The sequence below is a fragment of the Shimia thalassica genome (assembly GCF_001458215.1).
GTDB classification, from domain to species: Bacteria; Pseudomonadota; Alphaproteobacteria; order Rhodobacterales; family Rhodobacteraceae; genus Shimia; species Shimia thalassica.
Map to the genome: position 1 here is coordinate 1,658,580 of NZ_CYTW01000001.1, position 21,056 is coordinate 1,679,635.

At 56.6% G+C, this 21,056-nt stretch carries 22 protein-coding genes; 9 read left to right on the forward strand and 13 right to left on the reverse strand.

The window, feature by feature from the left end; all coding sequences use genetic code 11:
* Positions 1–83: 83 nt before the first annotated feature.
* Entirely contained in the window at positions 84–1,457 is a 1,374-nt protein-coding gene (locus PH7735_RS07480; protein ID WP_058310639.1) for an MATE family efflux transporter, read from the forward strand.
* Here PH7735_RS07480 and gluQRS read toward each other — a convergent pair.
* The 3 genes from gluQRS to PH7735_RS07495 all read right to left on the reverse strand — a co-directional run bounded on the left by gluQRS (position 1,454) and on the right by PH7735_RS07495 (position 4,966).
* On the reverse strand, positions 1,454–2,290 hold the full coding sequence (gene gluQRS, locus PH7735_RS07485) for a tRNA glutamyl-Q(34) synthetase GluQRS (RefSeq protein ID WP_058310640.1): 837 nt from the start codon (positions 2,288–2,290) through the stop codon (positions 1,454–1,456). The two genes, PH7735_RS07480 and gluQRS, sit on opposite strands and share 4 nt — an antisense overlap.
* Positions 2,287–3,627, reverse strand: a complete 1,341-nt coding sequence (gene trmFO, locus PH7735_RS07490; RefSeq protein WP_058311192.1) for a methylenetetrahydrofolate--tRNA-(uracil(54)-C(5))-methyltransferase (FADH(2)-oxidizing) TrmFO — start codon at positions 3,625–3,627, stop codon at positions 2,287–2,289. Before trmFO ends, gluQRS begins: the two co-directional genes overlap by 4 nt.
* A gap of 553 nt (positions 3,628–4,180) precedes the next feature.
* Entirely contained in the window at positions 4,181–4,966 is a 786-nt protein-coding gene (locus PH7735_RS07495) for an enoyl-CoA hydratase (protein ID WP_058310641.1), read from the reverse strand.
* Between the two features lie 56 nt (positions 4,967–5,022).
* Here PH7735_RS07495 and PH7735_RS07500 point away from each other — a divergent pair, with 56 nt between their 5' ends.
* Positions 5,023–5,451 carry a PaaI family thioesterase gene (locus PH7735_RS07500; RefSeq protein ID WP_058310642.1) on the forward strand — a complete coding sequence of 143 codons (429 nt, stop codon included), beginning with the start codon at positions 5,023–5,025 and terminating at the stop codon, positions 5,449–5,451.
* 146 nt (positions 5,452–5,597) lie between these two features.
* A complete protein-coding gene (locus PH7735_RS07505; RefSeq protein ID WP_058310643.1) occupies positions 5,598–6,566 on the forward strand; it encodes an SLAC1 anion channel family protein in 969 nt (322 codons plus the stop codon).
* 63 nt (positions 6,567–6,629) lie between these two features.
* Here PH7735_RS07505 and PH7735_RS07510 read toward each other — a convergent pair whose 3' ends face one another.
* Entirely contained in the window at positions 6,630–6,860 is a 231-nt protein-coding gene (locus PH7735_RS07510) for a DUF1127 domain-containing protein (RefSeq protein ID WP_058310644.1), read from the reverse strand.
* A gap of 87 nt (positions 6,861–6,947) precedes the next feature.
* On the opposite strand from PH7735_RS07510, the gene PH7735_RS07515 reads away from it, so the two are divergent.
* The 3 genes from PH7735_RS07515 (at position 6,948) to rpsI (ending at position 9,453) form a co-directional block, all read left to right on the forward strand.
* Entirely contained in the window at positions 6,948–8,342 is a 1,395-nt protein-coding gene (locus PH7735_RS07515) for an aminotransferase-like domain-containing protein (protein WP_233488280.1), read from the forward strand.
* 160 nt (positions 8,343–8,502) lie between these two features.
* Positions 8,503–8,964 (forward strand): 50S ribosomal protein L13, encoded by a 462-nt coding sequence (gene rplM / locus PH7735_RS07520; protein WP_058310646.1) that lies wholly within the window; start codon positions 8,503–8,505, stop codon positions 8,962–8,964.
* 3 nt (positions 8,965–8,967) lie between these two features.
* Positions 8,968–9,453, forward strand: a complete 486-nt coding sequence (gene rpsI / locus PH7735_RS07525; protein ID WP_058310647.1) for a 30S ribosomal protein S9 — start codon at positions 8,968–8,970, stop codon at positions 9,451–9,453.
* 268 nt (positions 9,454–9,721) lie between these two features.
* Here the strand turns inward: rpsI and PH7735_RS07530 are convergent, their stop codons facing one another.
* The 8 genes from PH7735_RS07530 to guaA form a co-directional block, all read right to left on the reverse strand.
* Positions 9,722–10,339, reverse strand: coding sequence for a TetR/AcrR family transcriptional regulator (locus PH7735_RS07530; RefSeq protein ID WP_058310648.1), 618 nt, complete (start codon positions 10,337–10,339; stop codon positions 9,722–9,724).
* Positions 10,332–11,201 (reverse strand): polyphosphate kinase 2, encoded by an 870-nt coding sequence (gene ppk2 / locus PH7735_RS07535; RefSeq protein ID WP_058310649.1) that lies wholly within the window; start codon positions 11,199–11,201, stop codon positions 10,332–10,334. The genes PH7735_RS07530 and ppk2 overlap by 8 nt, the downstream gene beginning before the upstream one ends.
* Before the next feature lie 87 nt (positions 11,202–11,288).
* Positions 11,289–12,212 (reverse strand): homoserine O-acetyltransferase MetA, encoded by a 924-nt coding sequence (gene metA / locus PH7735_RS07540; protein WP_058310650.1) that lies wholly within the window; start codon positions 12,210–12,212, stop codon positions 11,289–11,291.
* 45 nt (positions 12,213–12,257) lie between these two features.
* Entirely contained in the window at positions 12,258–13,115 is an 858-nt protein-coding gene (locus PH7735_RS07545; RefSeq protein WP_058310651.1) for a hypothetical protein, read from the reverse strand.
* A gap of 189 nt (positions 13,116–13,304) precedes the next feature.
* Positions 13,305–14,228 (reverse strand): DMT family transporter, encoded by a 924-nt coding sequence (locus PH7735_RS07550; protein WP_058310652.1) that lies wholly within the window; start codon positions 14,226–14,228, stop codon positions 13,305–13,307.
* Positions 14,229–14,324: 96 nt separating this feature from the next.
* Positions 14,325–15,221 (reverse strand): DMT family transporter, encoded by an 897-nt coding sequence (locus PH7735_RS07555; RefSeq protein ID WP_058310653.1) that lies wholly within the window; start codon positions 15,219–15,221, stop codon positions 14,325–14,327.
* Positions 15,218–15,574 (reverse strand): hypothetical protein, encoded by a 357-nt coding sequence (locus PH7735_RS07560; protein ID WP_058310654.1) that lies wholly within the window; start codon positions 15,572–15,574, stop codon positions 15,218–15,220. Before PH7735_RS07560 ends, PH7735_RS07555 begins: the two co-directional genes overlap by 4 nt.
* A gap of 110 nt (positions 15,575–15,684) precedes the next feature.
* Positions 15,685–17,244 carry a glutamine-hydrolyzing GMP synthase gene (gene guaA, locus PH7735_RS07565; protein WP_058310655.1) on the reverse strand — a complete coding sequence of 520 codons (1,560 nt, stop codon included), beginning with the start codon at positions 17,242–17,244 and terminating at the stop codon, positions 15,685–15,687.
* Positions 17,245–17,408: 164 nt separating this feature from the next.
* On the opposite strand from guaA, the gene PH7735_RS07570 reads away from it, so the two are divergent.
* The 3 genes from PH7735_RS07570 to PH7735_RS07580 all read left to right on the forward strand — a co-directional run bounded on the left by PH7735_RS07570 (position 17,409) and on the right by PH7735_RS07580 (position 20,723).
* On the forward strand, positions 17,409–17,717 hold the full coding sequence (locus PH7735_RS07570; RefSeq protein ID WP_058310656.1) for an ArsR/SmtB family transcription factor: 309 nt from the start codon (positions 17,409–17,411) through the stop codon (positions 17,715–17,717).
* Positions 17,718–17,789: 72 nt separating this feature from the next.
* Positions 17,790–19,001 (forward strand): NADH:flavin oxidoreductase/NADH oxidase family protein, encoded by a 1,212-nt coding sequence (locus PH7735_RS07575; protein ID WP_058310657.1) that lies wholly within the window; start codon positions 17,790–17,792, stop codon positions 18,999–19,001.
* A 177-nt stretch (positions 19,002–19,178) separates the two neighbouring features.
* Positions 19,179–20,723: a trimethylamine methyltransferase family protein gene (locus PH7735_RS07580; protein ID WP_058310658.1), complete on the forward strand. Its 1,545-nt coding sequence runs from the start codon at positions 19,179–19,181 to the stop codon at positions 20,721–20,723.
* On the opposite strand, the gene PH7735_RS07585 is transcribed toward PH7735_RS07580, so the two are convergent.
* A complete protein-coding gene (locus PH7735_RS07585; RefSeq protein ID WP_058310659.1) occupies positions 20,716–21,021 on the reverse strand; it encodes a DUF6477 family protein in 306 nt (101 codons plus the stop codon). The genes PH7735_RS07580 and PH7735_RS07585 overlap by 8 nt on opposite strands.
* Between the last annotated feature and the right edge of the window lie 35 nt (positions 21,022–21,056).

Genomic DNA, 21,056 nt, shown 5'->3' on the forward strand with positions numbered 1-21,056 from the left:
TCCTGTCCGGATCTTAGGCCCAAAAAGCATGCGACCGAAATGACATTCTTGCCAGAGCCCAATAGGAGGCATAAGGCTTGGGGATGACTACACCTGTTTCATATCGCGATCATTCGCGCGCCGTATTGCGGCTTGGGGTGCCTTTGATCGGGGGGCATGTGGCGCAATTTGCCGTGGGCCTAACGGATACGATCATGGTTGGATGGTATTCTGTCGAAGCACTGGCTGCGGTTGTCCTTGGTGGTACCTTTTTCTTCGTGATCTTCATTCTGGGGTCGGGGTTTGCCATCGCTGTGATGCCTCTGGTTGCCGAGGCCGATGCCTCGGGCGACGAAGTGGCGGTGCGCCGGATCACGCGCATGGGGATGTGGTTGTCGTTGATCTTCGCCATTGTCGTGATGCCCCTGTTCTGGTTTTCGGGGTCTTTGCTAAGTGCGGCAGGGCAGACACCCGAAGTTTCCGAAACCGCGCAGCTTTATTTGCGCATTGCCGGTCTGGGATTGATCCCCGCCTTGCTTGTGATGGTGCTCAAATCCTATCTGGCGGCGCTGGAACGCACACGGGTGGTGTTCTGGGTGACCGTTCTGAGTGCGATCACCAATGGTTTTGTAAATTACGCCCTGATTTTCGGGAACTGGGGCGCGCCTGAACTGGGCGTGGTGGGCGCGGCCCTGGCGTCGCTCGCGGTACAGACCGTCGCCATCATCGGTATTGTCCTTTATGCCGTGCGTGCCTTGCCGGAACACACCATGTTCAGCCGGATCTGGCGACCCGATTGGGAAGCCTTTGCCCATGTTTTCCGTCTTGGGGCACCTATCGGTGTTACCAATCTGGCCGAAGTGGGCCTGTTTGCCGCCTCAAGCCTGATGATGGGGTGGTTGGGCACATTGCAGCTGGCCGCGCATGGTATCGCCCTGCAGCTGGCCAGCCTGACCTTCATGGTTCACTTGGGGTTGTCCAATGCGGCCACCGTGCGCGCAGGCAATGCAATAGGGCGGCGTGATGCGTTGAACCTCGCACGTGGTGCAAGGGTGGCATTGCTGATGTCGCTGGTCACCGCCTTTGTTGCGGTGGCGATCTTCCTGACGTTCCCCGAGCAGTTGTTGACCCTCTTCCTCAGCCCGACCGAGCCTGACCGCGATGCGATTCTGGCGATTGGCGTGAACCTGTTGTTTGTCGCGGCCCTGTTTCAGGTCGTGGATGGCGCGCAGATTCTGGCGTTGGGTCTGTTGCGCGGGGTGAAAGACACGCGCGCGCCGCTGATCATCGCCGCCTTTAGCTATTGGGTGATTGGCGTGCCTTGCGGATACATGCTTGGCTTTGTTTTGGGATGGGGTGGCGTTGGTGTCTGGCTCGGGCTTGTTTTTGGCCTGTCCGTTGCGGCGTGTTTGTTGCTCTGGCGGTTCTGGGGGCCAAAGCTGACCTCGCTCAGACAGCAGTTTTCTCCGGCGGGTTAAAGCCCGACCAGGGCGCGGATGTCTGCGGGTGACAGGCCGTCTTCCCTGAACTTGGAAATGGCACGCGCATCGTCCCGTTTGGCAAGACGCTTGCCGGCCTCGTCGCGGATCAGCCCGTGATGGTGATAGCGCGGCGTTGGCATCTCCAACAGGGATTGCAGCAACATATGGATTCGTGTCGCTTCAAAAAGATCCTCGCCGCGAATGACATCTGTCACGCCAGAGTCGAAATCATCCACCACCACGGACAGATGATACGAGGCCGCCATGTCGCGGCGCGACAGAACCACATCTCCGACGGTGTTTGTCATGTCCTGTGCGATCAGCGTGTGTGCACCGTGATGCGTTGGGCCGGTTTCCTCAAAGCGGGCAGGCAGACCGGTCAGACAGGCCTGGTGCATATTCAGGCGCGTACAGGTGGCGTCGGAAAGGCCAAGGTGCAATGCGCGGCAGGTGCCTGGATAAATGCGCCCGTCCGGCCCGAAATCCGGCTGACCTTCCTGAGGGGCATTGGCCGCCGCCTCGATATCACGACGGGAACAGCGGCATTCAAAGGTTAGACCTCTGTCGCGCAACCGGGCCAGAACCGCAGTATAGTCCTGAAAATGGTCCGACTGGCGCCGCACGGGACCATCCCAACGCACCCCCAACCATGTCAGGTCATCATAGATTTGGTCTTCCCAGTGCGGACGGGCCCGCGACTGGTCCAGATCATCAATCCGCAGCAGGAATTTGCCCCCCACAGCCCGTGCCCGATCATGCGCCAGAAGTGCCGAATAGGCATGTCCCAGATGCAGCGGACCCGTGGGTGAGGGGGCAAAGCGCGTGATCATTGCGCGTCAAGCCATCCCTGCCATTCGGCCTTGGCGCGATCGGTATAGGCTTTGTACCGGTCCTTGCGACCACGACGGCCCCCTTTGAGACCCTCTACCGGCTGGAACAATCCAAAGTTGACGTTCATCGGCTGAAAGGTCTTGGCTTCGGCGCCACCGGTGATGTGATGCACCAAGGCCCCCATCGCCGTGTTCTGGGGCGCGGTTTCAATTGTCTTGCCCAGAATCTCTGCGGCGGCCAGACGGCCCGCCAAAAGACCCATCGCGGCGCTTTCGACATAACCTTCAACGCCGGTCACCTGTCCAGCAAAGCGAATATGCGGACGCGACTTCAGGCGCATCTGGTTGTCCAAAAGCGTGGGCGAATTGATAAAGGTGTTGCGGTGAATCCCCCCCAGACGCGCGAACGACGCATCCTCGAGACCGGGGATCATTTTGAACACTTCGGTTTGCGCGCCGTACTTCATCTTGGTCTGGAAGCCGACTATATTATATAGCGTTCCCAGTGCGTTATCACGGCGAAGTTGAACCACCGCATAAGGTTTGTCATCGGGCCTGTTGGCATTGGTCAGGCCCACAGGTTTCATGGGACCAAAGCGCAGGGTTTCACGGCCGCGTTCCGCCATCACCTCGATCGGCAGGCAGCCGTCAAAATAACCAGCGGTTTCGCCTTCATGAAATTCCGTTTTGTCCGCAGCCAGCAGGGCATCAATAAACGCCTCATACTGGTCTTTGGTCATCGGGCAATTCAGATAGGCTTTCTGCTCTTCCTCGGTTTCGCCCTTGTCATAGCGCGACTGAAGCCACGCGATGTCCATATTGACCGACTCGGCATAGACGATGGGCGCAATGGCGTCGAAAAACGCCAGACGCTCTGCGCCTGTTTCGGCCTGAATGGCCGCCCCCAGATTTGCCGAGGTCAGGGGACCCGTAGCGATGATCCAGTGTCCATCGTCCGGCAACTCGGTGATCTCGCCATACTCGACCCGCACATTCGGCAGCGCCAGAAGCGCCTCGGTGACGCTTTCTGCGAAGGGATCCCGATCTACTGCCAAGGCGCCGCCCGCAGGCAGACGGTGTTTGTCGGCCGTTTGCATGATCAGCCCGTTGGCCGCGCGCATTTCCCAATGCAACAGCCCAACAGCGTTCTGTTCATCATCGTCCGAACGGAACGAGTTCGAGCAAACCATCTCGGCCAGATGTCCGGTCCGGTGCGCAAAAGTTTCAACGTTGGGACGCATTTCGTGGATCACCACGTCGACGCCCATATGAGCGGCCTGCCATGCGGCCTCTGAGCCGGCCATTCCGCCGCCAAGGATATGCAATGTGTGTGTCATGGCGCGGACATAAGCCCGAAACAGCGTTTTGGAAAGGGGAGAAGAAGAACCTGGGTCGCCGGGCGGGTATGTCATGGTCCAGAGAGAGGACCCGGAGGGACCTTCCGCGCGGCGACCCAGTGTTGAAAAGTCGTGCAGTGACGACATGACCGTTATCGCACGAACGCATAGCTTGTCCTAGGGGAAAATGACGGTTTTTGTGCCCTCAGACGGAAACAATCTTTTGTGATTGCGACGTTTCGGTGAACAATAAATGAGCAGTTTTTTAAGAGGGGGTGGCCCTTTGATAGGGCGAGGTAAGTCGGGGTGCCCGTCTCAAATGGCCGCCCCCCTCAGCGATCACTGTTCAGTGGTCGCATAGCGAACTGTTCGGACGTCGACGCAGCAAATGGCAACCAACCAGCCCCTTCTGGGCCGAGATCAGGTTACCCGTTTTGCGTCTATTCCGAATCCGGCACACCAACTGCGCCGGACGATTTCTTTCACTGTATCCGATCCTCTTGTCGCGAATAACAAAAATTCTTGAAAAACACCGTTGCGAAGGTGGAAACGCTTACTGTGACCAGTCGGGATCGCGTTTCTCGAGAAAGGCGCTGATGCCTTCTTCGGTGTCCCGGTACAGCATGTTTTCGACCATAACGTCGCCGGTATAGGCATAGGCGTCCGAGGTGTTCATGGTGATCTGGTTATAGAACGCCTCTTTTCCGACCCGAACGGCCGCACCCAGCTTGGCCGCCACGGTCTCGGCCAGCTCTGTCGCTTTTGCGTCCAACTGATCGGCGGGCACGACATGATTCACCAATCCGATATCGCGGGCTTCGTCGGCATTTAGAAACCGGCCCGTTGTCAGCATTTCAAAGGCCTGTTTGCGATGCACATTGCGGGTCAGGGCAACCATCGGTGTGGAACAAAACAGCCCGATATTGACGCCGTTCACGCCAAATCGCGTGCCCTCGGCGGCAACGGCCATGTCGCATGTGGCCACCAGTTGGCATCCGGCGGCGGTGGCGATCCCATGAACGCGGGCAATCACGGGCTGGGGCAGGGACTGTACCGTCATCATCATCTGGGCGCAGCGGTCAAACAAATCCTTGAAATACGCCTTGCCGCCATCTTCGGCCTGTCGACCCGCGGTCATTTGCTTGAGATCATGCCCCGCACAAAAGGCCTTGCCCGATCCCGAAAGCACCACAGCGCGCACAGATCTGTCTTCCTTGAGACCGTCCAGCGTGCTTTGCAGCGCGGCGAGCATTTCATCGGAGAGCGCGTTCAAGCGGTCCGGCGCGTTGAGATTGAGGTACGCAACTGCATTAACGTCGCGACGTTCCAGAATTTCCATCTTGTCCTCCCTAGGGTATGGCGCAAACCTAGCGGGACAATTTGAGGGAGGGAAGTATGCAAGCCGTGATGACAGCAGAAGAAATGATGGAATACCTCGAAGAGGTGTTCCCACAAGTTAACAATGACTTTGCGATCGATCATATGGATGGCACGAAAACTGTCATGCGCCTGTTGACGGCAGAACGTCACTTGCGCCCGGGCGGAACGGTTTCGGGCCCTTCGATGTTCGCCTTGGCCGATGTTTGCGCCTATGTCGCGACAATGGCCTGTATCGGCAAACAGGCGCTGGCTGTTACGACAAACTGTTCGCTGGATTTCATGCGCAAACCCGAAGCCGGCAAGGATCTGGTCGCCGTCGCGACGCTTTTGAAGCTGGGCAAATCCCTCTCGGTGACGGACATCCTGATCTATTCGGAAGGGATGGAGGCTCCGGTGGCGCGGGCGTCGATGACCTATTCCCTCCCGCGTGCAAGCGGGGCATAACCCGCACACCCCAACCAAAGCTCATCACACAAAGCAAAGCGGCCATGCGTTTCAATGTCATGGTATAAGTATTCTGAATTTGATATGTGATGCGGGCGCTGCGAAGGCCTCACCTGATCCTTCGTCGATTCACAGGAGACACAGCAATGACTGACGCGCCTATATCCGAGCCCAAACTCAAACATTTTCCTGTGCCATTCTTTGCGGTGGTCATGGGGATGATGGGCTTGACACTTGCCCTGCACACCGCTGCCGATGTGTATCCCGTTCTGGCCATGGTATCCGAGGTTTTCATGTGGGGCGGCATTGCGGCTTTCTTGGTGATTTCAATGTTTTACATCGCCAAGTTCATGACCTATCGGACTGCCATCTATGCCGAGTGGAACCACCCCGTGCGTCTGGCGTTCTTTCCGGCGATTTCAATTTCCCTGCTTTTGATCGCAACGGCGCTGATGTCCAGCTTTCCAGACGCGGCGCGCGGCATCTGGATCATCGGGGCAGCATTACAAGCGGTACTGACGCTGGCAGTGATTTCAGGATGGATCAGCCACCGGTCATTCGAGGTGGGACAACTTACGCCGGCGTGGTTCATTCCTGCGGTGGGAAATGTGGTGGCACCAGTGGCGGGCGCACCGCTTGGCTATGTTGAGTTGTCCTGGCTGTTTTTCTCAACCGGACTGGTGTTCTGGGTGGTTTTGTTGACTTTGGTGTTCAACCGCTTGATCTTTCACAACCCGATCCCCGGCAAACTGTATCCGACTCTGGTCATTCTGATTGCACCACCGGCGGTCGCGTTTCTGGCGTATGTGAACCTGACAGGGGACATTGATCCGTTTGCGCGTATCCTGCTGAACAGTGGATATGTTTTTGCCGCGTTGATGGTGATCCAGATCCCGAACTTTGCCAAACTTCCTTTTGCGCTGCCTTGGTGGGCGCTGAGCTTTCCAGTGGCGGCGCTGACGATTGCGTCTTTCCGTTTTGCCGCGCTGGCAGGATCACAGGCGCATGTGGTGATCGGAACCTGCATTCTTGTCGTGCTCTGTGCAATCATGGCAGGGCTGATCTATCGCACGGCTGTGGCCATCATCCGAAACGAGATTTGCGTGCCGGAATAACACCGTGACATATAAAAAGGGCCGGGATTTCTCCCGGCCTCAGGTCACTGACGTGTAACGGGGTTAGCCACGCCAGAACATTTTGGCGGCTTCATCTTTGGCCTCTTGCAAAGAGATGCCGACATCCTGAAGGCGCGCGGCGTCCAGTCGGGCCAATGCACGACGGGTGCGCACGCGCCTGTCCCAAGTGGTGACGGTCACCGCAAATGCCACTGCCCAGCGTGCGACAACCGGAAGAGGATAGTCTTGCGCGAAAGAAATCAGCTGCTTGCTGTGGTGTGCCGTTTGTACCATTGGGAATGTCCTTTTGTATTGATACAATTTGTTACCTGCGATAATGTATTGGTACAAAATCTATTCGTTTAGGTACAGGAATACATTGTGACTGATACAATTTGGCCGCCGGACTTTCAGGATTCAACGCAATCCAAGTATATTGTATTGATACAATCCTTGCGCGCTGCCGTACGATCCGGTGCCTTGTCTCCCGGAGAAAAGCTGCCACCCGTGCGTGAACTGGCCTGGCAACTGGGCATCACACCGGGCACGGTTGCGCGGGCTTACAAGCTGGCCGTGCAGGAGGGATTGCTTGATACCACGGTGGGGCGGGGCACTTTTGTATCGTCTGGTCACCGTGAAGATCCGCCCGATGATATCTCGCTTGTCGCGCACATGGCCCATGACGATTTGAACTTGCGGGGCATCCGCGTGCCCGATGTCGGACAGGAAGGCATCATTCGCGACATCATGCGCCGCCTTGGGACGGACGGCGGCATGGGGTATATTGATTGCCCGGCGCCAGACAAGGATCTTGCCGCCCGCAAAGCTGTTGTTCAGTGGATCGGCGAAGATCGCGTGGGACGCTTGTCGCCTGACGATATTGTCCTTGGCCTTGGGGCGCAGCATACGGTTATCCTGACACTTCAGGCCTGTCTCTACGGGCCCAATCCCATCATCCTGACCGAAGACCTTGCCTTTCCGGGTGTGCGCCATGCCGCGCGGATGTTGCGGGCGCAGGTTCTTGGGGTGGGCATGGATCAACAGGGGCTGCGCCCTGATCGCTTAGAGGCGGTCCTGCGGGAACATGGTGGTCAGGTTCTTTTGACCTCGGCCGAAACACACAGCCCGACCACCATTCGCACCACACTTGAACGGCGTCGCGAGATCGCTGATGTGGCCAGCCGGTATCAGGTGCAAATCATCGAAGATGACTGTCACACGGTGGCACGTCCGGAATTGCCGGCCTATCGCGCCATATGTCCCGAGTGGTCTTGGTATGTGTCATCGCTGACCAAATCGGTTTCCGCCGCCCTGCGGTTCGGGTTTGTTGCCTGTGCGAAGGGGCAGGGGGGCACGGCGCATCAAGTGGCCCAGTCGTCCTTTTATGGGTTGCCGTTGCCGATGCTGGATATTTGCGAAGCCTTCATCACAAGCGGGCAGGCCGAAACCGTCCGTCAAAAGGTTGAGGCGCGGATTGCCGAACGTGTGCGTCAGGCCGTGAACATTCTCGGACAGTGGGACATAAGCTGGCGACCGGATGCACCCTTTGTCTGGTTAAAGCTGCCGCGCGGCTGGCGGTGTTCCACATTTATGCTAGCCTGCGGATCGGAAGGCATCGGCATAAAACCCGCGGACGAATTTGTTCTGGCGGATGGGCATGCACCAAATGCGGTGCGCATCGGCATGAATCCAGACCTGACAAACGCGGAATTTGAAGGCGCCTTGCAGAAACTGTCCCAAATGCTGGCAAAACCGCCTGCTACGGTCGATGTTTGATGGGGTATTTTAATACCTAATTTTCAAGCAATTGATTTTAAACAATTAAATAGATCTTTGTGGGATTGACTGTGCGCCCTACACCTTTATAACCCGCCCATCGAATTTCGGTGCGCCGGAATACGGCGTATCTGTCAACCAAAACTCAGGTAGACCCAAAATGAAAACCTTTTCTGCTACTCCGGCAGACATCGAGAAGAAATGGATCATCATCGACGCTGAAGGCGTCGTGCTTGGTCGTCTCGCATCGATCGTCGCCATGCGCCTGCGCGGCAAGCACAAGGCGTCTTTTACTCCGCACATGGACATGGGTGACAATGTCATCGTGATCAACGCGGACAAGATCCAGTTGACCGGCAAAAAACGCACGGACAAAAACTACTACTGGCACACAGGCCACCCTGGCGGCATCAAGTCGCGCACTGCTGAGCAAATCCTCGAGGGGAAGTACCCCGAGCGTGTTGTGACCAAAGCGGTTCAGCGCATGCTGCCTGGCAACCGTCTGTCGCGCAAGGTTATGACCAACCTGCGTGTGTATGCCGGCGCCGAGCACCCGCACGAGGCACAATCGCCAGAAGTGCTGGATGTGAAATCCATGAACCCGAAAAACACCCGGAGCTAATCAATGGCTGATCAAATCAACTCGCTTGAAGAGCTGAACGCCGTTGCTGGTGAAGAAGCTGTTGTAGAAGTTGCTGCACCACGCGAGCCCGTTCGTGACGAGCTGGGCCGTTCGTATGCAACCGGTAAACGTAAAGATGCTGTTGCACGCGTTTGGATCAAACCCGGTTCGGGCAAGGTCATTGTGAACGGCAAAGACCAGGACGTGTACTTCGCGCGCCCCGTTCTTCAGCTGATCCTGCGTCAACCAATGCAGATTGCTGGCGTTGAAGGTGAATTCGACGTGTTCGCAACTGTTAAAGGTGGTGGTCTGACTGGTCAGGCTGGTGCGGTTAAGCACGGTATCTCGAAAGCGCTTCAGCTTTATGAACCCTCGCTGCGTGGCGCTCTGAAAGCTGCCGGCTTCCTGACACGCGACAGCCGCGTTGTGGAACGTAAGAAATACGGTAAGCGCAAAGCGCGTCGTTCGTTCCAGTTCTCGAAGCGTTAATCTTCGGTGCAAAAGAATTGAAAGGGCTGCCGTTTGGCAGCCCTTTTTTCGTGCGCATACGCGCCCGAAGCCTCCGGCGGGGATATTTTTGGCCTGAAGAATAAAGGGTTTCTTAACTGTGAACTGCGAGCCTTTGCTTGCGGTACAGGCGGGGACGCCGATGGCCGTGCCAGGAGAAGCTCCCCGGAAGAGCCGGGGAGTGGATCCGGACTTCTTCTGGCTAAAAATATCCGCGCCGCAGGCCGTATTCTGGCAAAGCCAGAATGCGTTAACTGTCTGGCGTGATCAGACCAAGGCCGCGTAGATACACACCAATCCCCGTTTCAAGCAGATCTTCAGGGGGAAAGGGGCTTTGGGTACCCGGCGAGTTTCGGGCGAACAGTTCGACGACGCCGTGACTCATGGCCCAGATATGGGCGCTGAACATGCTGGCGGGCGGGCGTTTTTCTGGCGGGATGTGTTGGCTCAAGTCCTGCGCAGCGCGTTCCATGACGCCCCGCGCACGTGATGCAACGGCGGCCAGTTCCGGGGTGCGGTTGACGGATATCCCACTTTCGAACATTGCGATATAGTGACCCGGATATTTGCGGGCAAAGGCAAGATAGGCGCGCCCCGTTGCCTCAAAAGACGCCAGAGCAGAGGGTTGGCCCTTGTCATAGGCAAACTGCATGACATCGGCAAAAATTTCATAGCCCTGCCTTGCGGCTTCGGCAATAAGGTCATCCCGCCCTTCGAAATGACGATAAACGGCGGCAGGGGTCACGCCGGCCTGTTTCGCCGCTTCGGACAGGGTAAATCCTGTTGGGCCTTTGGTTTCGATCAGCCGGAGTGCTGCATCGACAAGGGCCTGGCGCAGATTGCCGTGGTGATAGCCGCGTTTAGGCATTCCAGATGTCCGGTCCGCCACAAATGCTTGGGTCCAGGGCACCGATGGCATCTGTGTCTTTGCGATCATAATCCAGACGCGTCAGAACACTGCGCAGGGCCATCAATCGGGCGCGACGTTTGTCATCGGAGCGAATGATCGTCCAGGGCGCCGCCTCGCTGTGGCTGCGTGTCAGGGTCTCGTCGATTGCATCCGTGTACTGGTCCCAGCGTTTCAGGCCTTCGACGTCTATCCAGCTGAGTTTCCATTGTTTCAATGGATCGGATTCCCGTGCCAGAAAACGGCGTAATTGCTCGGCCCGCCCAACGTTGAGCCAGAACTTGAAAATGTGGATGCCGTCATTGACCAGCGCGTGTTCCAAAGGTGGGGTCTGGCGGAAGAAGCGTTCGCGTTCCGGTGCTTCGCAAAATCCAAAGACTTTTTCAACGACACCGCGATTGTACCAACTGCGATCAAAGAAGACCATTTCTCCGCCAGAGGGGAGGTGATCGAAGTAACGTTGGAAATACCACTGGGTTTGTTCGGCATCGGTGGGTTTGGAGAGGGCCACAACACGCGCGCCGCGCGGGTTCAGGTTTTCACGGAACCGTTTGATTGTGCCGCCTTTTCCAGCCGCGTCCCTGCCTTCGAAAACAATCGCAACCCGCTGACCGGTATCCTTGATCCAGCGCTGCAGTTTGACCAGTTCGCATTGCAAGGCCTTCATCTCGCGCTCATAGTCCTTGCGGCCCATCCGTTGCGCATGCGGGAAGCCGGCGTCAAGGATGGCGTCCTTGTCACCGTCGCGAATGGCATCGCGTATCTCTTTCGGGGCATCGTTTTCGTAATAGGCGCTGATGGCACCGTCGAAGGGTAGCTCCATGAAACCTCTCCGTTTTCTTTTAATATGGACGGGCGGTGACGCCTGTGCAATGCGCCAGCGCAGGTTTTGTCAAACACGGGGCAGGTGTCAGCTGCCGATTTCGTCCATATTATAGGGCGTGGTCTCGTAAAGTTCGGTGATCCAGTTTCCATAAAGAAGATGCGCGTGGCTGCGCCAACGGTTCATCGGCGGCTGGCTTGGATCATCATCGGGATAATAGTTCATCGGGACATTGATGGGCGTGCCCTCTGCCACATCACGATCATATTCCTGCTTGAGCGTTTCGCTGTCATATTCGAAGTGGTTGAAGATATAGATCGCGCGGTGTGCGGGATCTTCGACCAGACATGGCCCAACCTCTTCGCTGCTAAGAAGTGTGGTCAGCCCGTCTGCGGCGTCGATTTCGTCTTGTTTCATTTCGGTCCAGCGGCTGACAGGGATCACGCAGTCATCCGAGAAACCGCGCAGGTAATGCGACGCAGGGTCCATATTTTTATGGCGGAAACAGCCAAAGGCCTTGGCATCCAGAATGTGTTTTTGGACGCCATGGAAATAGTTGATCATGGCCATACCGCCCCAGCACACACCAAAAGTGGAATGCACATGGGTTTGCGTCCATTCAAAAACGTCGCGCAGTTCCTGCCAGTAAGTGACGTCTTCGAACGGCAAATGTTCGATTGGCGCGCCAGTGATGATCAAGCCGTCGAATTTTTCGCCAGAGGCCTTAACCTCATCAAACGGGCGATAGAATTCGGCCATGTGTTCCGCGGCGGTGTTGCGCGTCTTGTGTTCGCTCATCCGGATCAGGGACAATTCGATCTGCAGCGCCGTTGCCCCGATCAGGCGGGCGAACTGGTTTTCAGTCTGGATTTTCTTGGGCATCAGATTCAGCAATCCAATGCGCAAGGGACGGATATCCTGCCGCGCGGCCTGCCTCTCGGACATGACCATGACGCCTTCGCGCGAAAGCACGTCAAAGGCAGGCAGGTCGGAGGGCAGTTTAATAGGCATGATACTTGGTCTTTCCAGTTTAGTTTGGGTTATCTAGGAGGTCTCTCAGGCGCGCTCAAGTGCGGTGGCGATCAGGTCGTCAAAGTCGGAGGTGGTTTTGACCGCGGCAACCTCTTGTGCGGTGACGGTCACGCCCCAGTTTGCCATGCCCTGATACAGGGGCTGGCGGTGGGCAAGTGCGGCGGCATAGGTCCAGCGCACAAAGGCATCTGGATCAACCTGATGTTCGTTCAGGCCGTTTGTTTCCAGATACTCTGACCAACGCGCCTTAAGGAACCGAGGTTGATAATACATCGGTTTTGGAGCTTTGTCGAAACGGCGGGCCAGCTCTGCGGCGTGATCATCAGAGCCTTTGATCCAGACCATCAACGTGTTCTGGCTCAGTGCCTTGAGGATCGGATCATCGGGATTGTTGGGATCGACGACTTCGCAGATAGAGCCACCTGTATCGCAGACGAAATGATCGTAGCCATAAAGATCATGGGCGCGGGTGACGAAATGGGGCGTGTCAAGAAGCGCTGCGATCTCGGCGGTGCGGTGCTGATCCTGACGGCGCATATATTCCTCGAAGGGAACGCCGCCCAGATCGGGGTTTCCGGGTTTGCCAAGATAGGTCGAAAGCGGTGCAAGATTGTTGAAGGTGATGTTGGAGCCGATATAGATCGAGTCACTGAGCAAAAGGTCCCTGAGGAAGGGCACTTTCATCGCCTCGCGTTTGGCATTGTCAGCAATGTGTTCGCCCATGTAGCGCGTGCCGATACGGTAATCGATCGAATAGTGGAACCAGTCTCCGGCATCTCGCAACATATTGGACAGGTGGGTTTTTCCCAAGCCTGACATGCCAAAAAGAAGCACCTTTTTTTGCGCTGCATTGCGCCAGTCATCTGCAGAGGCGTAGATCATTGCCCGGTCCCTTGTTCTTGTCGGTTTTTGGTAACGGCGAGGCGCGCGCAGGTCAAACGGGAAAGCAAGGGATGTTGGGCAGAAGCCACCGAAACAGGGGCTCCCGCCATCTTCGGGGCCATTCGGCCCCTGCCAGATGTTGGGCCGGGCCGGGGGCGTTGCCCCCGGTGCGCATGTGACGGGCGGGTTTTACTGGGTCGAAGGTTTGAAGATCCGCGTCACAAGACGACCGTCAAGAATGACCAATCCCAAGGACAGCAGGGCAAACCCCGCAAAGGCATTGGCCGGAAGGGTTTCATCCAGAACCAGAGCGCCAAGAAGTATGGCGAAGGGCGGGATCAAAAGCGTGACCAGCATGAGATTGCCGCTGCCTGCCATCGCCAGCACGCGGTAGTACAGAAGATAGGCACCTGCGGTGGCGATCGAGGCGTAATAGATCAGCGCGATCCATGTAACGGGCATCAGATCCATCCGGAAGGGGCCGTCCACCATCCATGCCAGAGGCAGGGCCACAACCGACGACATGGTCAGCATGCCCGCCGCGGCCATTTCCGGTGGCATGCCAATCAGCCGTTTGCGCGCCCAGACACCTGCAAAAGCATAAGACAACGTCGCCCCGAGGGCCGCGAGCTGGGCGAGGCTTGTCAAATCCAACCGTGTGATATTCTCGAGGCCGATGGTTGTCGCAACGCCCAGGAAGCCGACGGAAACCCCGATCACTTTGCGTTTTGTCAGTTTTTCATCAACAAAAAAGAAGGCAGCGACCAACACCCCGAAAATGGCGGTTGTGGCGTTGAAAATCGAGGCAAGGCCGCTCTCGATATAAAGCTGGCTCCAGTTCAAAAGGGTGAAGGGGATAATGTTGTTTAACAATCCCATTCCAAGAAACGCCCCCCAGACACGCAGGCCGGTCGGGAGTTTCTGACGTTTGAGCAGGACGACGCACCACAGAATCAGGGCCGCCCAGAATGTACGGTGAGCGACCGCCGTAAGCACACCAACTTCGTTCAGCGCAAGACGCGCCGCCAGAAAAACGCCGCCCCAGACAAAGCCGAGCAAAAAGAGTTCGGCCCAGGCGCGGGAGGTCAGAGAGGTTTGTTTTGAATCAGTCATACCCGTGGGATAGCGCAGGGTCCGAAATCGCGCACTCCGATTCCTGCGCAATTCTTTCCCCCCACGACAGGGCAAGACGCCCGTGTCACAGGCTGGCTACTTGTCGCGAGATTCCGCGCGTGTGTCGGCGGTTTTGGGTGCGCGGGTTTCGTTGAGGATGTTCAGGTAGTTCCCAGAGAAAATGATAATAGCCCCGATCAGGACGAAGATATCCAAAGGCTCGTTATAAAACAGTGCGCCGATTACCGCGATCGCGGGCAGGCGTACAAAGTCGATGGGGACAACAACCGACGCAGGCGCAATGCTAAGTGCTGTGGTCAGGCAGAAATGCGCCAAAAGACCCGCGCATCCGATAAGGATGAGCCAAGGCACGCTTTGGGCCGAGGGCAGGGCGATATCAAAATCCCATCCGGCGCACAGAATGCCAAACACGGCCTGCATTGTTGTCAGATAGAACAGGATACACGTTGTCGTTTCCGTACGTGTCAGGCGTTTGGTGAGCATGATGGAAAAGGCAAATCCGATGGCCGACAATGCGGCCGTGACCAAACCGATGTTGAACGTGCCAACACCGGGGCGCGCCACGATCAGAATGCCGATGAACCCCATCACGGCGGCAAGCAAACGCATCGGTGTCAGGCGCTCTCCCAAGACCAGCGGCGACAAAACCAAAACCCAGAGCGGAGACGTGAATTCAAGCGCGAACACCTGTGCCAAAGGGATCAGTGTAAGCGAATAAAACCAAAGGTTTTGGCCGGTAAAATGCGCCAGATTTCGGACCAGATGGGTGCCCATTGAGCGGCGCGTGATCTGACGTTGCGTGCCCGCAAGCGCCGAGACCACAACCACAATCAGCACCCCGACAAAGCTGCGGTACATCATGATTTCGAATGTATCGAGCTCGAACGACACCGCCCGACCGGCGATGGCCATCGACGAAAACGACAGGATCGCCCCGATCATCCAGATGGCGGCTTTGATGGTGTCGCTCATTCGGCGACCGTGCAGCAACCGGTCAACAGGATCGGCGTTGTGTCGCGTTGTGTCAGGACCTGCACCGATATGGGCCAGTTAGTGCCGCCAAGACTGCATGCGGTTTCATTGGTCACCACGATTGCAGTGTCAAACGAGGAAATCAGGGTATAGGCGCGAGGCCAGTCGCGGCCTTGGGCGACGGTCGAATGAGGGATGTCGAAGTCGGTTTTGCGTTTGTGAAACCGAAACTGCGCCACAGGTCCGGCCAGCGTCAAAAACCATTCAGGGTCATGGCCTTCGCATGCCAAAGGTGGCTCGGCTTGGGCGGCACTCGCGGCCAGAGCGCATATGGCCCCAATTCGTTTAAGCATCTGACGTCCTCTCGCATTCTGTCTGTTGTCGCGGAAGGTGGCGCGATTTTCTAGACCTTTTTACGCGCGAACGAAAAACGCCACCCAATCGGGTGGCGCGTTTCTCTGGACTATTCCCACTCAATCGTGCCCGGAGGCTTTGATGTGATGTCATAGGTGCAGCGGTTGATGCCTTTGACCTCGTTGATGATCCGCGTGGCGGTTTCGCCAAGGAACTCGTGGGTGAAGGGGTAGTAATCCGCCGTCATGCCATCAACCGAAGTTACGGCGCGCAGGGCGCAGGCATAGTCATATGTGCGGCCATCACCCATCACGCCAACCGTGCGCACCGGAAGAATCGCAACAAAGGCCTGCCAGATTTCGTCATAAAGACCATGCTTGCGAATTTGGTCGATATAGATCGCATCCGCTTCGCGCAGGATTTCCAGCTTGGCGCGGGTGATCTCACCGGGGCAACGGATGGCAAGACCCGGTCCGGGGAAGGGATGGCGTCCGATAAAGCTGGCCGGAAGGCCAAGTTCGTGGCCAAGGGCGCGGACCTCGTCTTTGAACAGTTCGCGCAATGGTTCAACCAGTTTCAGACCCATCTTCTCGGGCAGGCCGCCCACGTTGTGGTGCGATTTGATCGTGACCGAAGGACCGCCCGAGAACGAGACCGACTCGATCACGTCAGGATAAAGGGTGCCTTGGGCCAGGTATTCCGCGCCATCAATTTCGTCGGCGTATTTCTGGAACACGTCGATAAACAGCTTGCCAATGATTTTGCGCTTGGTTTCGGGATCGCTTTGCCCCTCGAGTTCACCAAGGAACAAATCGGATTCATCAGCGTGGATGACATGAAGGTTCATGTTGTCGCGGAACATGCCGACGACTTCTTTGGCTTCGTCCTTGCGCAATAGGCCGTGGTCCACGAACACACAAGTCAGCTGATCGCCGATGGCTTCGTGCAGAAGGGCCGCCGCAACGGACGAGTCGACCCCGCCGGACAGGGCACAGATGACTTTCTTGTCGCCAACCTGTTCCTTGAGTTTGCTGATCATCTCCTCGCGATAGGCACCCATGGTCCAATCGCCCGCAAACCCTGCCAGTTTGACGAATTGTTCATACAGTTTCGCCCCGTTCGGGGTGTGGTGCACCTCGGGATGGAACTGTACGGCATAGAAGTGGCGTTTTGTGTCCGCCGTGATCGCATAAGGTGCGTTGGGCGAGGTGCCATAGACCTCAAAGCCCGGTGCAATTTCCGAAACGTGATCGCCGTGGCTCATCCAGACCTGCTCGTCGCCGTCCTGATACCAGCCTTCCAGCAGATCAAGTTTTTGCGTCTCGGTCACATAGGCACGACCGAATTCTGCGGTGCCGTGGCCTGATTCCACTTTGCCACCCAGTTGATGCATCATGACCTGCTGGCCATAGCAAATCCCGAGGATCGGCACGCCATAGTCAAAAATCTCTTGGGGCACGCGCGGAGAACCGTCGCGGGTCACGCTATCGGGGCCACCGGAAAAGATGATCGCCTTGGGCGCCATCGCGTTCACCATATCCATGGTGACGTTCTGGTAGGGGTGGATTTCGCAATAGACGTTCAGCTCGCGCAGGCGGCGCGCAATCAGCTGCGTGACCTGACTGCCGAAGTCGATGATAAGAAGGCGGGCATGGGATTTATCAGACATGTCTGCCGCATAAGGAAAAGGGGGCGTTTTCGCAAGTGGCGTTTGTTCGAATTTGCTTGCGATTTGCCGATTCCAAGCCCCGCCGCCCAGAGCCGCATCGCCGGTATTGCCCTGTTGGGTAGGCGGGGGTTGTTTATCACCTGTATATCGGTATATTTCGATATATGGACATTGAACAAGCCTTATCCGCCCTGAACAACCCGATACGCCGCCAAATTCTGGAATGGCTCAAGGATCGGTCCAATTTTCCGCCTGCCTTGCCGGAACATGAAGATCTGGATGGGGTGTGCGTTGGCTATATCCAGGAAAAGGCCGGTTTGTCCCAGTCCACGATCTCGAACTATATGGGTTTGTTGAAAAAAGCCGGATTTGTTCTGTCCGAACGGCATGGGCAGTGGACGTTCTATCGACGTGACGAGGCGGGCATACAATCGTTCTGCACGGCCTTTGAACAAGAGTTGCTTCGGAAATAAACGCAAGCAGGGCAATGGGTGTTGACCCAAAGAAAACTGGATATCGAAATATTGCGAAATGGGGGTGGGGTAATGACTGTATCAGAAGAAACAGGGGCAGGGGTGCTTGGGCGGCCTTTGGCACTGCCATGTGGTCTGGTGTTGAAGAACCGGATCATCAAATCGGCCATGTCGGACTCTCTTGGTGATGGCCAAGGCAATGCAACGCCCGCGCAAGCGCGCCTTTACGAGCGATGGGCCGAAGGCGGTGTTGCGCTGTCATTGATCGGAGAAGTACAGGCAGACCCGCGGTATCCGGAAAAGCCCGGCAATCTTGTGCTAGGGCCTGATACGGACAGGGCCGCCCTGCGCAATTTGGCGCTTAAGGGACAGGTCAACACTGCCCATCTTTGGCCGCAGCTTGGCCATGCGGGGGCGTTGTCTTATGCGCCCATCAGCGCGCCCAAAGGCCCATCAGCATTAGATCTGGATGGGCTGCACTGCGTCGGATTTTCGGTCGAGGATATCGAGGCCCTGCCGGCGCAATATGCGCGCGCTGCGAAAATCGCGGTCGAGGCCGGATTTAAAGGTGTTCAGATTCACGCAGGGCACGGGTTCTTGCTCAGCCAGTTCTTGTCACCTTTGTTTAATCATCGAACCGATTGTTATGGCGGGGAAATCGGCAACCGGTTTCGTCTCATCGGCATGATCATTGATGCCGTTCGACAGGCTGTTGGCGCTCGTGTGGCGGTCGGGATCAAGATGAACGCCACGGATCAGCTTGAGGGGGGATTGACCCAAGAGGATGCCCTCGAGGTGGTGCGTTTGCTGGATCAGACGTCTGTGGATCTGATCGAGGTCAGTGGCGGCACATATTTTCCGGGCGCGCCCTCCAGTTCCGACAGCACATCGGGGACCGGCCCATATTTTCTGGAGTTTTGCAAAACCGCAAGGAAAGCGACTAAAATTCCGCTTTGCGTTACCGGTGGTTTCAAGACCCGCATGCAGGCCGTTGCCGCTCTGACAAGTGGTGATGTTGATGCAGTTGGCATCGCACGTGGGCTTGTTGTCATGCCGGATCTGGCTGCGCATTGGGTGGCGGGAAACGGTCCTGATCCGTCCTTTCCGCGATTTAGCCAAACCGTTCCCGGTGGGGTGACGGCCTGGTATTCGATGCGGCTTACGGCAATATCGGAAGACCGCGAAGATCACTTTGATTTGGACTTGTCCGAGGCTTTGCAGGTGTACGACGCACGCGATCAGGCCCGATGTCACCTTTGGAATGCACGTTTTCAATCGTCATGATCGGGGAAATCCCAGAGGGATGGAGGGCCGGTTTTAGGTCAATAAACGCTTCAAACTGTGCTGAAAGCGGATGGAATGTCGCTTTTCAACCTCAATGGCCGTTATCCTTCGTCGCCGCTTTGTTTCTGCGTCCTAAAACCAAAAGAGAAACGCAACGCCTTTGGGTGAGGAATTGAGATGACAGAAGCCAGAACGCGCCGTCGGACTCGTGGAGGCGGGGGGGCTGCCCGCCGCGCTGAACGGGGAGCCGTGTCTTTCGAAACTGCAAAGTACATCGAACGTAATATCCCGAATTTCGAGGTTCTTAACGAAGAAGCGCTCGAGATCATCGAATACAATGCCGAAACCATTCTGGAAGAGGTTGGCGTCAATTTCGTGGATAATCCGGCAGCTTTGGAACGGTGGCGGAACGCCGGTGCCGATGTCAGAGGCGAACGCGTCCACATTCCACGTGGTCTGGCACGCGAGTTGATCAAAACCGCGCCGTCGCAATTCACCCAACACGCGCGCAATCCTGAACGCTCTGTCGAAATTGGCGGACGTAACCTTGTTTTGGCGCCTGTTTATGGCCCTCCTTTTGTGCGCGACGCAAAGGGTGGACGTCGCTACGCGACAATGGGTGATTTCAACAAGTTCGTGAAACTGGCCTATATGTCAAAGTGGTTGCACCACTCGGGCGGCACAGTGTGCGAACCGACCGACATTCCGGTGAACAAGCGCCACCTCGACATGCTGCTGGCGCATATGACCCTGTCTGACAAACCCTTTATGGGCTCGGTAACAGAACCAAGCCGCGCGCAGGATTCGGTCGAGATGTGCGAAATCCTGTTTGGTAAGGATTTTGTTCAGCAGAACACCGTGATGACCTCCTTGACCAACATCAACTCGCCAATGACGTTTGATGATGTGATGATGGGATCACTGGAAGTCTACGCCCAGAACAATCAGGCCTGCATCATTTCGCCCTTTATTGTCGGTGGCGCGATGGCCCCCGTTTCTGTGGCCGGCACATTGACACAGGTCTTGGCCGAAGTTCTGGCAGGCGTTGCCTATAGCCAGCTCGTGCGTCCCGGCGCCCCTGCCATCTTTGGTGCCTTTGTGTCTTCGATCGACATGAACTCGGGCGCGCCAACCTTTGGCACGCCAGAAGCCTCGCTTGTGACCTATGGCGCGGGTCAGCTGGCACGACGTCTGAAACTGCCATTCCGGTCATCAGGATCGTTCTGTGGCTCAAAGCTACCGGATGCGCAGGCGGCATATGAAACCGCAAACTCGTTGAACATGGGTCTGATGTCCGGTGTGAACTTCATGTTGCACTCGTGCGGATGGCTTGAAGGTGGTCTTGTGGCCGACTTTGAAAAATTCGTGATGGATGCCGACCAGCTGGGCACCCTGCATGCGATGGCCAAAGGTGTGCCGGTCGATGCGGACTCTCAGGCGATGGATGCCATTCGCGAAGTGGGACCGGGCGGGCACTATCTTGGGTGTGCTCACACGCAGGCACATTTCAAAACGGCGTTCTGGAAATCCGATCTGTTGGATTACAAGCCGTTTGAGACATGGGAAGAAGAGGGCGCGCGCGACACCTATCAATTGGCCACCAACCGTGTGGACCAATTGCTGGGCACCTACCAAAAGCCTGCTCTTGATCCCGCAATCGAAGACGCTCTGAACGCCTATGTCGCTCAGAAAAAGGAATCCATGCCCGATTCATTTATGTAATCTGGCCGGCTTCATGGCGCGAGGCGCGTAGAATGCGTGCCTCGCCCAGTATTGCGATCAATACATCCACATGCGCGACCAGATTGTATTCGGCCTCGCCGCCAAGACGTCGCGCATTTTCCATCGCTTCTATCTCCATCAGCTTGAATAAAGATGCCCCGCTTCTTGGCAGTGCTCCGGATTTGATATGCCGGGGCAAGTCGCGCTCGCGTCGATAGTTGTCAACGCCATGACGGGCTGCGCGGATCAAAAGACGTGGGCGGCGCAGATCCTGCAATTGGTTCAGAATATCTTTCATTTTACAAACCTCGCTTGATTGACGCGATTTTTATC